The organism is Roseburia sp. AF02-12 (assembly GCF_003461765.1).
Lineage (GTDB): Bacteria > Bacillota > Clostridia > Lachnospirales > Lachnospiraceae > Roseburia_C > Roseburia_C amylophila.
In genome coordinates, this window is the sequence record NZ_QTXS01000002.1 from 338,640 (window position 1) to 352,284 (window position 13,645).

Here is a 13,645-nt window from a genome sequence, read left to right on the forward strand (position 1 = left end):
AAGAAGTATAATGTATCAAGCAGATAAAGCTAGGAGAGATGAGAGATGCAGATATTGAAAAAAGGATTTTCTATTTTTGCAGCAGTATGTTTGCTGCTGGCAGTGATGCCGGGACAGACAGTCCGGGCAGACGAGACAACAGATGAAAATGGATTTACAGTAGATGACAGTGGAACACTGGTTGCCTACAGCGGAGCCGGTGGAGCAATTACAATTCCAGAGTCAGTATCTACAATTGCAAGTGGTGTATTTGCATCCAATACATCCATTACAAGTGTAACGATTCCATCTTATGTGACTGGAATGGGAACCGCAGTTTTCTATAACTGTACAAGCCTTGGTTCTGTCAGCATAGAAGGAGATATCGGTTCTATTCCGGCAGAGACATTTTATAACTGTACAAGCCTTACCAGTGTATCTATTGGAACTTCAATTTCATCCATTGGTTCCCAGGCATTTGCAGAGTGCAGTTCATTATCCCAGTTTACAATTCCGGAATCCGTAGGAAGCATCGGGGATAAAGCATTTTATGATTGTACTTCTTTAACCGGAATTACAATTCCGGCTGGCGTTTCCAGCATCGGAAGCAACGTATTTACCGGCTGCAGCAGACTGGCATCCATCAGTGTTGCATCAGGAAATGGTACATATGCATCCAGTGACGGATGTCTTTACAACAAAGCAATGACCAGGTTAATCCGTTGCCCGGAGGGAAAATCCGGTGCAAAAATTGCGACCAGTACTGTAACCATCGGAGCAGGTTCTTTTGCAAACTGCAAGTCGGTTACTTCACTGACAGTTCCGGATTCTGTTAATACTATTGAAACAGATGCGTTCAGCGGCAGCAGCATCAGTACAATTTTGATTCCGGCAAGTGTAACGTCAATCGGAAGCCAGAGCAGCTGGAGTCCATCCACAATTTCCGGTTATTCGGGAACACAGGCACAGGTATATGCAACCGGAAATGGAATCAGTTTCCAGAGCCTTGGAGGGGAGAATCCACAGCCGACTCCGGATAATGGAAATAATTCCAATAGCAATGGTTCAACAGATACTTCCAACAGCAACAACGGAAGTGGTTCCGCTACTACAGTAACCGGTGGCGGCACAGCAGTGACCGGCGGAAATGTGATTGGCGCAACTAAGAACAGCAATTCCGGCAAGACAGTAACTTCAGGCAGCCACGAGAAGGACAGCACTCCGAAGACAGGTGACGGTATCAATCCGGTATTCTTCTTATGCATCGGAGTATTATTAGTAGGTGTTTACTTTGTAGTATCAAATCGTAAGAAAGCTGCATAAGTGATAAAAAATAAAAGAAGTAACTAACATAAGACAGTGAAAGAACAGAAAAGTTCCGACACTGTCTTTTTTGCTTTACAGGAAATTGCTTTCCTGTAAAGTAAAAAACGCTCCGCGAGGATGCACACTGCGGCGTATAAGGTAGATGTCGCAAGCGACCGCCGCAGGCGCGGGAATGTGCCAAGGCACATTCTTTATTCCTTGAGTAAAAATATAGTTGACAACAGAAATGCTTATGTATATACTTTGAGTTACAAATAATTTGATAATCAAAATATTTGTAACTCAAAGTATTATCAAAGAAAAGACAAAAAAGGAGAACGAAATAATGTTAGAAAAATTAGCAGAATTAATCAAAGAGCAGTTAAACTATGATGGAGAGGTAAAAGCAGAATCCAATTTCAAGGATGATTTAGGAGCAGATTCTTTAGACTTGTTTGAACTGGTTATGAGCATGGAAGAAGAATTCGGTGTAGAGATTCCGTCAGAAGATTTAGAGAAAATCGCAACTGTAGGAGATGTTATTGACTACTTAAAAGCAAAGGGCGTTGAGGAATAAAATATGAAAACAAGAATCACAGAACTGTTAGGAATAGAAGAGCCTGTTATCCAGGGCGGAATGGCATGGGTTGCAGAATATCATCTGGCTGCTGCAGTATCTGAAGCAGGTGGACTTGGTATTATCGGTGCAGCCAGTGCTCCACCTGAAGTGGTTCGGGAGCAGATTCGCAAGGTGAAGGAACGCACCAGCAAACCATTTGGTGTAAATGTCATGTTGATGAATCCGAATGCACCGGAAGTGGCAAAGGTGGTAGTTGAGGAGCAGGTTCCGGTTGTCACAACAGGAGCCGGAAATCCAGCCAAATTCATGAGCCTCTGGAAAGAAGCAGGTGTTAAAGTAATTCCGGTAGTAGCAAGTGTAGCCATGGCAAAACTTATGGTCCGCGGTGGCGCAGATGCTGTTGTGGCAGAGGGAATGGAATCCGGTGGCCATATCGGTTCCACTACAACCATGGCATTGGTGCCACAGGTGGCAGATGCCATTGATGCACCGGTGATTGCAGCCGGAGGAATTGCAGATGGAAGAGGAATGGCTGCAGCATTTATGCTGGGTGCAGAAGCAGTTCAGATGGGAACAAGATTTGTGGCAGCTAAAGAATCTATCGTACATGCAAACTACAAAGAGAAGCTGATAAAATCCAAAGACATTGATTCTGAAATAACAGGTTCCAGTACCGGACATCCAATCCGTGTCATCCGTAATAAGATGAGCCGTGAGTATCTGAAGATGGAAAAAGAAGGCGCAACATTAGATGAATTAGAACAGCTTACCCTTGGTTCCCTCCGCAAAGCAGTGATGGACGGCGATGTGGTAAATGGAAGTCTGATGGCAGGTCAGATTGCCGGAATGATACAGGATGAATTGTCCTGTAAGGAAATTATTACTTCTATCGTATCAGAAGCAGAACGTCTGATGAATCGGAAATAAGGAGAAGAAAATGAGTAAGGTTGTATTCATGTTCCCTGGACAGGGAGCGCAGTATATTGGAATGGGCAAAGATTTCTATGATGCCTGTGAAGAGAGTAAAGCCGTATATGAGCTTGCTTCAAAAGTAACCGGACTTGATATTGCAAAGCTTTGTTTTGAAGAAAATGAAGAGATCAATATTACAGAGTATACACAGATTGCCATGCTGACCACAGAGGCAGCAATTTATGCAGCATTAAAGAAAGCTGGAAAAGAACCGGCAGCTTGTGCAGGATTAAGCCTTGGAGAATACGGCGCATTGATTGCATCCGGTGTCATGAGTATGGAAGATGCATTCCGTGTCGTTCGTGCAAGAGGAATCTTTATGCAGGAAGCAGTACCAACCGGCGGAGCAATGGCAGCCGTTTTAGGACTGGATGCGAAGGCAATTGAAGAAGTATGCAGCAATACCGAAGGAATTGTATCTATAGCAAATTATAACTGTCCGGGACAGATTGTAATTACAGGAGAAGAGGCGGCAGTAGAAAAGGCCGGTGCAGCATTAAAGGAAGCTGGAGCAAAGCGTGTGGTTCCATTAAAAGTAAGTGGACCGTTCCATTCCGCCATGTTAACCGGAGCCGGAGAAAAATTAGCAGAAGTATTGGAAAATACAAAGCTGCAGGACTTCACTATTCCATATGTAACCAATGTGACGGCAGATTACGTTACCACAACAGAACCGGTAAAAGAACTGTTAAAGAAGCAGGTATCTTCTTCTGTAAGATGGCAGCAAAGCATCGAGCGTCTGATTGCAGACGGTTATGATGAATTTGTAGAAATCGGACCGGGACATACTTTATCTGGATTTATGCGTAAAATCAACCGGGATGTCAGAACGGTAAGCATTGAAAAACTGGAGGATTATAAAGCCTATGTTGGAGAATAAAGTAGCACTGGTAACCGGTGCAGCCAAAGGAATCGGCCGTGCCATTGCACTTCGTCTGGCAGAAGACAAAGCAACGGTAATTGTAAATTACAATGGCAGTAAAGAGCGGGCTGAAGAAGTAGTAAAAATGATTACCGATATGGGTGGCAGAGCAGAATCCTATCAGTGCAATGTGGCAGATGACGAGGCATGTCAGACCATGATCAGAGATATCATAAAGAAATATGGACATCTGGATATTCTTGTAAATAATGCAGGAATTACAAGAGATAATCTTGTGATGAAGATGAATGATGAAGAATTTGATGCAGTCTATGAGACAAACTTAAAAGGCGTATTCCATTCCATTCATCATACATCACGCTATTTCTTAAAACAGAAAAGTGGAAGGATAATCAATATATCATCCGTATCCGGAATTACCGGAAATGCTGGTCAGGCAAATTACTGTGCAGCCAAAGCAGGAGTCATTGGATTGACTAAGAGTGTTGCAAGAGAACTTTCCACCCGCGGTATTACTGCAAATGTAGTAGCACCGGGAATGATTGAGACCGATATGACAAAGGATTTACCGGATACGGTAAAAGAAAATATGTTTCATAACATTCCACTGGGAAGAATCGGAAAGCCGGAAGAAATTGCGGCAGCAGTTGCATTCTTAGCATCCGAAGAGGCAGGTTATATCACAGGACAGGTGCTGGCTGTAGATGGCGGAATGACTATGTAGATGCAGAAATAATACTGGCTGATGAAAAAGCTAGAAAGAACAGCGGATGACGAATGACGAGAGATGGATTGTTTAGATAGAGAGGATAAGAACATGAATCGTAGAGTTGTAGTAACAGGATTGGGTGCAATTACCCCGATTGGAAATAATGTGCCGGAATTCTGGTCTGCAGTAAAGCAGCAGAAGGTAGGTATTGGAGAGATTACACATTTTGATGCAACAGACTATAAATGTCATCTTGCAGCAGAAGTAAAGGATTTTGATGCAAAAGAATATATGGATTTTCGCTCTGCAAAGAGAATGGAAGCATTCTGCCAGTTTGCCGTAGCGGCAGCCGGAGAAGCACTGGAGGATTCCGGACTTTCCATGGAAGCAGAGGATGCATACCGTGTGGGTACTTCCATCAGTTCCGGAGTCGGAAGTTTACAGGCAATCGAAAGAGAGCATAGCAAATTAGTGGAAAAGGGTCCGGGAAGAGTAAATCCTTTATTTGTCCCGATGATGATTTCCAATATGGCAGCAGGAAATGTATCCATTCAGTTTGGATTAAAAGGAAAGAGCTTAAATATTAGTACCGCCTGTGCATCCGGAACGAATGCCATTGGTGAAGCCTTCCGTACCATCCAGTATGGTGATGCAGAAGTGATGGTGGCAGGTGGAACAGAAAGCTGCATTACTCCGCTTGGAATAGCAGGATTTACATCTTTAACCGCACTTACTTCTTCGGATGATCCAAAACATGCATCCATTCCGTTTGATAAAAACAGAAGTGGATTTGTTATGGGAGAAGGTGCCGCAATTGTAATTTTAGAAGAATTAGAGCATGCAAAGAAACGTGGAGCAAAGATTTATGCAGAAGTAACCGGATATGGATGTTCTTCGGATGCATACCATATTACATCTCCGGCAGAGGATGGTGCAGGCGCAGCAACCGCAATGATAAATGCAATGAAGGATGCCGGTGTAAATCCGGAGGAAATTACTTATATCAATGCCCATGGAACCAGCACCCATCATAATGACTTATTTGAGACAAGAGCAATCAAGCTGGCGTTTGGTGAGCATGCAAAGGATATCCGGATTAATTCCACCAAATCCATGATTGGACATCTTCTTGGAGCAGCAGGAGCCATCGAGTGCCTGACCTGTGTAAAGGAAATCGAAGAAGGTTACATTCATGCAACGGTAGGTTATGAGACACCGGATGAAGAACTGGATTTGAATTACTGCAAAGAGGCATATGAAGAAGAAGTGCCATATGCCATCAGCAATTCACTGGGCTTTGGCGGACATAATGCAAGTCTGCTTCTGAAAAAATATCAGGCATAAAGGAGAAGGGAACTATGTCAGTACTGACAACGAAAGAAATTATGGAAATCATCCCACATCGTCATCCGTTTCTTCTGATTGACACGATTGAAGAACTGGTGCCGGGACTTCGTGCAGTAGGAAAAAAATGTGTTACCTTTGATGAACCTTATTTTGCAGGACATTTTCCGGGAGAACCGGTAATGCCGGGTGTTTTAATTATAGAAGCACTGGCACAGACCGGTGCGGTAGCAATGCTCTGTCAGGATGAATTCAAAGGAAAAACCGCATATTTTGCAGGAATCAGCAATGCAAAATTTAAGAAAAAGGTGGTCCCGGGGGATGTACTTGTTTTAGAAACAGAAATCATAAAAGTAAAGGGACCGATTGGAATTGGAAAGGCAACTGCAACAGTAGATGGAAAAATAGCTGCAACAGCAGAGTTGACATTTGCAATTGGAAGTGGTGAGTAAAGTGAGCAGATTACTGGATAAAATCAAGGAAAATAAAGCCGTAAAGGATGCCGCAGAAGGTATTTTACAGGAAGAAAAAAGGAAAGAGGAAGTACTATGTAAAGCCTGTGGCAAAATGGTAAATAAAGCAGAGGTAGTAAGAAACCGCTATGTCTGTTATGAGTGTGGAGCATATTTCCGCGTAAAAACCGGAAACCGCCTGAAAATGGTATTAGACCCACAGAGCTTTGAAGAATGGTTTGCCGAAGAGCATGGAACAAATCCACTGGATTTTCCGGGCTATGTCGATAAGCTGACGGCAGTCCGTGAGAAAACCGGATTAAAAGAAGCAGTTACCGTAGGAAAAGGTAAGATTTACGGAGAAGATGCGGTTATTGGTGTGTGTGATGCCAGATTTATGATGGGAAGCATGGGTCATGCCGTCGGAGAGAAAATTGCGGGAGCAGTAGAACGTGCTACGGAAGAAAAACTTCCGGTTATTCTTTTCTGCTGTTCCGGCGGAGCCAGAATGCAGGAGGGTATTGTATCCCTGATGCAGATGGCAAAGACAGCAGCAGCTTTAAAGAAACATTCCGATGCCGGACTTTTATATATTTCTGTATTAACTGACCCGACAACCGGAGGTGTAACAGCAAGCTTTGCTATGTTAGGTGATATTATTTTAGCAGAGCCTGGCGCACTGATTGGATTTGCCGGAGCAAGAGTAATTGAGCAGACCATCGGACAGAAGCTGCCGGAGGGATTCCAGAGAGCAGAGTTCCAGTTAGAGCATGGTTTTGTGGATGCCATTGTAGAGCGGAAAGATTTAAAGAAACGTCTGTATGAAATCCTTCGTATGCATAAAGTAAGTGGATATGCCAAATTTGACCCGGCAACTGAAGTAGATGGAAGACCGACAGAGCTGATGCGGGAACGCGCTTACAATACAAAAGAAAAGAGTGCATGGGAAAAGGTTAAGATGGCACGTAAGGTAGACCGTCTGTCCGCAGAGGATTATATCAACAGTATCTTTACCAAATTCATAGAATTTCATGGAGACCGTTATTACAGGGATGACCCGGCAATTGTGGGCGGTATCGCATACCTTGACGGACAACCGGTTACGGTAATCGGAATCCAGAAGGGAAAGGACATGAAGGACTGCATGCGTCATAATTACGGAATGCCGTCTCCGGAAGGATACCGTAAAGCAATCCGCCTGATGAAGCAGGCAGAAAAATTCCATCGTCCGGTTATCACCTTTGTTAATACAGCCGGAGCATTCTGCGGTATGGAAGCAGAGGAAGGCGGACAGGGAGAAGCTATTGCAAGAAATCTTTATGAAATGTCAGGGTTGAAAGTTCCGGTTATTACCTTTATGATAGGAGAAGGCGGAAGTGGTGGTGCATTGGCACTGGCAGTTGGAAATGAAGTCTGCATGATGGAGAATGCAACTTATTCCGTACTTTCTCCGGAAGGCTTTGCATCTATTCTCTGGAAGGATGGCAAGCGTGCCAAAGAAGCAGCAGAAGTAATGAAGATAACAGCAAAGGATCTTTTAGAACTTGGCATTATCGAGAAAATTATACCGGAGTATGGTGGAGCAGATGATGAGGCATTGAGTTCCATTGCAGTTTATATGCATAAATGTATCCGCGAATTTTTAGAATCATATGAAGGAAAGAGCGGAGAAGAGATTGCAAAAGCACGTTATGAACGTTTCCGTAAATTTTAAAGGAGCAGAGCATGAACATTCGAATATGTGGAACTGGAAGCGCGTTACCGGAAAGAAAAATTACCAATGACGATTTAAGTCAGATTATGGATACTTCCGATGAATGGATTTCCAGCAGAACAGGAATAAAAACAAGACACCTTGCAACGGAAGAGACAACAACATCACTTGCCACAGAAGCTGCAAAAAAAGCACTTGCAGATGCAGACATGAAGCCGGAAGAAGTGGAACTTATTATTGCAGCGACGGTAACACCGGATCATCTTGTGCCGACACTTTCCTGTGAAGTGCAGCGGGAAATCGGAGCAGTGAATGCCGTAGCCTTTGACCTTGGTGCAGCATGTTCCGGATTCTTATTTGCATTGAGTACAGCACAGGCATATATTGCCAGTGGCAGATTTAAAAATGCACTCTTAATCGGAGCAGAAGTACTTTCTAAAATTATGGACTGGAATGACCGCAGTACCTGTGTTCTTTTTGGAGATGGCGCAGGAGCAGCGGTAGTCCGGGCAGACGAAGAAAATATCTGCCATGTGGTGCAGGGCTCAGATGGTGCGAAGGGACTGGTACTGGCATGTGAGAACCGTCCGGTCAATAATCCATATCATAAGATGGAAAGTCCTCTGGGTTATGTAAGCATGAATGGACAGGAGGTTTATAAATTTGCTGTCCGCACAGTTCCGGCAACCATTACAAAGGTGCTGGAAGAGGCAGATTTAAAGGCAGAGGAAATTTCGCTTTTCGTATTACATCAGGCAAACTTAAGAATTATTGAGGCGGTAGCAAAACGATTGAAACAGCCGATGGAAAAATTTCCGGTAAATTTGACGGAATGTGGCAATATTTCGGCAGCAAGTGTGCCGATTTTGCTTGATAATATCAACCGGCATGGTATGATACATAGAGGAGATAAAGTTGTACTGGCTGGTTTCGGCGGCGGACTCACATGGGGCGCAGCGGTACTGGTCTGGTAAAAGGAGATAAGAATGAATGCGGATAAAACCTTAAATGACATTCTGGTAAAGCTGTTTAATGATTTGATGGAAATTGAGGAAAAATGCTTAATCTCCGGAGAATTCATGAACATTTCCGGAAATGATATGCATATTATTGAAGCAATTGGTCTGGATGAACCAAAGCGGATGTCGGAAGTGGCGGCGAGGATGAATGTTACAACAGGAACCCTGACAAAAGCTGTTGAAGCACTGGAACAGAAAGGTTATGTAAATCGTTGCAGAAATGACAGGGATAAAAGGGTAGTCCGTGTATCACTCACCGATTCCGGAGTCCGGGCATATGAGCATCATGCACGTTTTCACAGCAATATGATACATGATATCAAGGAGAGCCTGAGTGACCAGGAGAGTGAGATTCTGATTGGAACACTGGGAAAACTGGTGAAGTTCTTCCAGAAGAAATATGAACCATATCTGAAAAATAAAAAATAGTATATTTATACAAAAAAAGAAGTGGAAAAGGGAAATAAAAAACTGTTTTCTACTTCTTTTTAATTACAAAAATGAATTTTCCTGGTACAAAACTTGCAAAAAAGAAGAAAAAGTACACAAAAGTATAAAGTTTTTGACACAAATATGAAAAAAACGTTGCGAAAAAATTCATTTCATACTAAAATAGTAGTGTTGATGTATATATAATACTCAAATTAATATGTAAAGGAGATATAATATGAGCTACGTTGATGAAGTATTAGAAAGAGTAAAAGCAAAAAACGCTTCTGAGCCAGAATTCCTTCAGGCAGTAGAAGAAGTACTGGAGTCTTTAAGACCGGTAATCGAAGCAAATGAGGAGAAATATCGTAAAGAAGCATTACTTGAGAGAATAACCGAGCCGGATAGACAGCTTAAATTCCGTGTACCTTGGGTAGATGACAAGGGACAGGTTCAGGTTAATACAGGATACAGAGTACAGTTCAACAATTCTATTGGACCGTACAAGGGAGGTCTTCGTCTCCATCCTTCCGTAAATATCGGAATCATCAAATTCTTAGGATTTGAGCAGGTATTTAAAAACTCTTTAACAGGACTTCCAATCGGCGGTGGTAAAGGTGGTTCTGACTTTGACCCTAAGGGAAAATCAGACCGTGAAGTAATGGCATTCTGCCAGAGCTTTATGACCGAGCTTTGCAAATATATTGGCGCTGACGTTGACGTTCCGGCAGGAGATATCGGAACAGGCGCAAGAGAAATCGGATACATGTTTGGACAGTATAAGAGAATCCGTGGAATGTACGAAGGTGTTCTGACAGGTAAGGGACTTACCTATGGTGGATCTTTAGCTCGTACAGAAGCTACCGGATATGGTCTTTTATACATTACAGAAGAATTAATGAAATGTCATGGTGAATCTATGGAAGGTAAGACAGTTGTTGTATCTGGTGCTGGTAACGTTGCAATCTACGCTATCCAGAAAGCGCAGCAGATGGGTGCAAAAGTTGTTACCTGTTCTGATTCTACCGGATGGATTTATGATCCGGAAGGAATCGATGTTGCATTATTAAAAGAAGTAAAAGAAGTAAAACGTGCTCGTCTTACTGAGTATGCTGCTGCAAGAAAGAGTGCAGAATATCATGAAGGCCGTGGCGTATGGCAGATTAAATGTGATATCGCTCTTCCATGTGCTACACAGAACGAGCTCCTTATCGATGATGCAAAACAGTTAGTAGCAAACGGATGTAAAGCAGTTTGTGAAGGTGCTAACATGCCTACAACCTTAGATGCAACCAAATACTTACAGGATAACGGAGTATGGTTCATCTGTGGTAAAGCTTCTAACGCAGGTGGAGTTGCAACTTCTGCATTAGAGATGAGCCAGAACTCAGAGCGTTTAAGCTGGACATTCGAAGAAGTAGATGCTAAGTTAAAACAGATTATGGTAAATATCTATCATAATATTGATGATGCTGCAAAACGTTACAACATGGAAGGTAACTATGTAGCAGGAGCTAACATCGCAGGCTTCGAAAAAGTAGCTGAGGCTATGCTTGCCCAGGGTGTTTGCTAGGCATTGAACACTTAGAGAACGCGAGCCATAGGCGAAGCGTGAACTTAGTGTGAAAGCCCATCCCGAGACTTGATGAAAACGAGTCGCAGACGAAGTTTGAATCCTAGCCGAGTGGATGTCATTGAACACATAGAAAACATCCCCGAAACGTTATGTTTCGGGGACTTTTTAATTTACACGAGAAATTCGCAAAGCATTTCCAGTGGAATTTCTTCCCTGCTTGGAGTATAATAGAACGAACAACGGGAAGAAAAGAGACCGGAGGCAGTTTAGATGCAGAAAAAGGAAAGAAATGAAGAATTAGAATATATAGATGAACTTGAGGATGTCGAAGAACCGAAAGAGCCAGAGGACAACCGGGAAGAATTAGAAGAACCAGAAGAGGAATATTCAGAAGGCGGCAGACGCGGGAAGAAAGGAAGAAAATCCGATACAAAGAATGCAGCTTCTGTGGCAGGGGAATTTCTAAGCTGGGTAATTACGATTGTAGCAGCGGTGCTGATTGCTATGTTTTTAAATCGTTTTGTGTTAATTAATGCAGAGATTCCATCCGGTTCCATGGAAAATACAATCATGACCGGAGATAAGCTGATTGGATTCCGATGGTCATATCTGTTTTCCGGACCGGAGCGGGGAGACATCATTATCTTTAAGTTTCCGGATGATGAGAGCCAGAACTATGTAAAACGTGTCATTGGCTGTCCGGGAGATACGGTAAAGATAGAAGATGGCAAAGTATATGTCAACGGAGAACTCTTAGAGGAGGATTATCTCAAAGAGACATGGACGGTAGCTACAGGACCGTATACCTTTGAAGTGCCGGAGGACAGCTATTTTGTAATGGGAGATAACCGGAATAACTCCTATGATGGAAGATACTGGACCAATACCTATGTGAAGAAAGATAAAATACTTGGAAAAGCGATTTTCCGATATTGGCCACTGAAGAATTTTAAAATATTGAATTAGTGCGGAACAAATAAGGAAGCAAAAGGAGAAGATTTATGATAACATTATTAGCCCGGATATTTATCCGGGAAGATGACAAGCCGGAGAAGGTACGGCTTGCCTACGGTATTTTATGCGGTATTGTAGGTATTTTGCTAAATGTATTATTATTTACAGGAAAATTTATTGCGGGAACCATCAGTAAATCCATTGCAATTACAGCGGACGCATTTAATAACCTGTCGGATGCCGGCTCATCCATTGTAACATTGCTGGGCTTTAAACTGGGAGCAGCAAAGCCGGATCCGGAGCATCCATTTGGACATGGAAGAATGGAATATGTTTCCGGTCTTGTGGTTGCTGCAGTTATTTTAATTATGGCAGTGGAACTGATACAGGATTCCATCAGAAAGATTCTTCATCCGGAAGCAACGGAATGCTCTGTATTAATTATCATGATTCTGCTGATATCGATTGCTGTAAAGCTGTATATGACCTTCTACAACAGGAGAGTCGCAAAGAAGATTAATTCAGCGGCTATGCGGGCAACGGCCATGGACAGCTTAAGCGACAGCATTACCACATCTGTGGTTTTAATCACCACATTGATTGCAGAATTTACGTCAGTCAATATTGACGGTTACTGTGGTGTGGCGGTAGGACTGTTTATCTTATATGGTGGAATTAATGCAGCGAAGGAGACTTTAAATCCACTGCTGGGACAGCCGCCGGAGGAAGAATTCGTAAAAGAGATAGAACATCTGGTGCTGGAAGAAAAAATGATTATCGGTATTCATGATTTAGTCGTACATGATTATGGACCGGGACGTCTGATGGTATCACTACATGCGGAAGTGCCGGCAGAAATGAATATCCTTGTAATACATGATATGATAGACAATGTAGAAATGAAATTGAAAAGGGAACTGAATTGTGAGGCTGTCATACATATGGATCCGGTGATTACCGGAAGCAAGGAACTGACCGGGATAAAAGAAACGGTTACAGGTATTTTGAAGGATATTGATGAGGTCATTACCATGCATGATTTTCGTATGGTTCAGGGACCGACCCATACCAATCTTATCTTTGATGTAGTGATTCCATTTGGCTACCGTTCCAGTGATGAAGCAGTGTTAAAAGAACTGGAACATCAGGTAAAGGAAAAGCTGGGCGAACAGTATCATATCGTGGTCAACGTAGACAAAAATTATGTGAAATAAAAGAAATAACAAAGCCCCGATGGGAGAATGATATGTACCCAGAATCCTGGACACATATTTACGAACTAGACTGAACACATGGATGCTATCCTGTATTGTACAGGCGGCATCCATTTTGTTTTTGCCTGAATTCTTTTGTTATTATAATAATCTATATATTCTTCAACCGCTTGTGAAAATTCTTCGAAAGAAGAATAGTTTTTTTCATAGCCATAATACATTTCATTTTTTAATCGTCCAAAGAACGTCTCCATAATACAATTATCATAACAATTACCTTTTCGTGACATGGATTGTATAATGCCATGTTCCTGTAAAGCATTTCTAAAATAAGCATGTTGATACTGCCAGCCTTGATCTGAATGAAATATCAATCCTTCAACTGAAGGAAATTTTTCAAATGCTTTATTCAGCATTCTTTTTATCTGTTCAAGATTAGGACTCATGGATAAATCATATGAGATGATTTCATTTGTATTCATATCTAGCACTGGAGAAATATAACACTTTCCCCA

At 42.4% G+C, this 13,645-nt stretch carries 14 protein-coding genes; 13 read left to right on the plus strand and 1 reads right to left on the minus strand.

The window, feature by feature from the left end:
* Positions 1-45: 45 nt before the first annotated feature.
* From DV740_RS11205 to DV740_RS11265, 13 genes are all read left to right on the plus strand, one after another.
* Positions 46-1,302 carry a leucine-rich repeat domain-containing protein gene (locus DV740_RS11205; protein WP_117946111.1) on the plus strand — a complete coding sequence of 419 codons (1,257 nt, stop codon included), beginning with the start codon at positions 46-48 and terminating at the stop codon, positions 1,300-1,302.
* 328 nt (positions 1,303-1,630) lie between these two features.
* Positions 1,631-1,861, plus strand: coding sequence for an acyl carrier protein (gene acpP, locus DV740_RS11210; RefSeq protein WP_022243652.1), 231 nt, complete (start codon positions 1,631-1,633; stop codon positions 1,859-1,861).
* 3 nt (positions 1,862-1,864) lie between these two features.
* Positions 1,865-2,791, plus strand: coding sequence for an enoyl-[acyl-carrier-protein] reductase FabK (gene fabK / locus DV740_RS11215; RefSeq protein ID WP_022243651.1), 927 nt, complete (start codon positions 1,865-1,867; stop codon positions 2,789-2,791).
* Between the two features lie 10 nt (positions 2,792-2,801).
* A complete protein-coding gene (gene fabD, locus DV740_RS11220) occupies positions 2,802-3,716 on the plus strand; it encodes an ACP S-malonyltransferase (RefSeq protein ID WP_118088105.1) in 915 nt (304 codons plus the stop codon).
* Complete coding sequence (gene fabG, locus DV740_RS11225) at positions 3,703-4,443, plus strand: 3-oxoacyl-[acyl-carrier-protein] reductase (protein ID WP_118088106.1); 741 nt, start codon at positions 3,703-3,705, stop codon at positions 4,441-4,443. Before fabD ends, fabG begins: the two co-directional genes overlap by 14 nt.
* A gap of 93 nt (positions 4,444-4,536) precedes the next feature.
* Complete coding sequence (gene fabF, locus DV740_RS11230) at positions 4,537-5,772, plus strand: beta-ketoacyl-ACP synthase II (protein WP_118088107.1); 1,236 nt, start codon at positions 4,537-4,539, stop codon at positions 5,770-5,772.
* Positions 5,773-5,786: 14 nt separating this feature from the next.
* A complete protein-coding gene (gene fabZ / locus DV740_RS11235) occupies positions 5,787-6,224 on the plus strand; it encodes a 3-hydroxyacyl-ACP dehydratase FabZ (RefSeq protein ID WP_117698965.1) in 438 nt (145 codons plus the stop codon).
* A 1-nt stretch (position 6,225) separates the two neighbouring features.
* The gene (locus DV740_RS11240) at positions 6,226-7,938 is read left to right on the plus strand and encodes an acetyl-CoA carboxylase carboxyltransferase subunit alpha (RefSeq protein ID WP_278336391.1); all 1,713 of its coding nucleotides are present in this window, start codon (positions 6,226-6,228) and stop codon (positions 7,936-7,938) included.
* 11 nt (positions 7,939-7,949) lie between these two features.
* Complete coding sequence (locus DV740_RS11245) at positions 7,950-8,912, plus strand: beta-ketoacyl-ACP synthase III (protein WP_117698963.1); 963 nt, start codon at positions 7,950-7,952, stop codon at positions 8,910-8,912.
* Between the two features lie 12 nt (positions 8,913-8,924).
* Positions 8,925-9,386 carry a MarR family winged helix-turn-helix transcriptional regulator gene (locus tag DV740_RS11250; protein WP_117841417.1) on the plus strand — a complete coding sequence of 154 codons (462 nt, stop codon included), beginning with the start codon at positions 8,925-8,927 and terminating at the stop codon, positions 9,384-9,386.
* Positions 9,387-9,624: 238 nt separating this feature from the next.
* On the plus strand, positions 9,625-10,959 hold the full coding sequence (gene gdhA, locus DV740_RS11255; protein ID WP_022243643.1) for an NADP-specific glutamate dehydrogenase: 1,335 nt from the start codon (positions 9,625-9,627) through the stop codon (positions 10,957-10,959).
* Positions 10,960-11,232: 273 nt separating this feature from the next.
* Positions 11,233-11,928 carry a signal peptidase I gene (lepB, locus tag DV740_RS11260; protein WP_118088108.1) on the plus strand — a complete coding sequence of 232 codons (696 nt, stop codon included), beginning with the start codon at positions 11,233-11,235 and terminating at the stop codon, positions 11,926-11,928.
* A gap of 35 nt (positions 11,929-11,963) precedes the next feature.
* On the plus strand, positions 11,964-13,130 hold the full coding sequence (locus DV740_RS11265; protein ID WP_118088109.1) for a cation diffusion facilitator family transporter: 1,167 nt from the start codon (positions 11,964-11,966) through the stop codon (positions 13,128-13,130).
* Between the two features lie 65 nt (positions 13,131-13,195).
* Here the strand turns inward: DV740_RS11265 and DV740_RS14970 are convergent.
* On the minus strand, positions 13,196-13,645 hold a 450-nt coding region (locus tag DV740_RS14970), incomplete at its 5' end, for an IS3 family transposase (protein WP_199534952.1).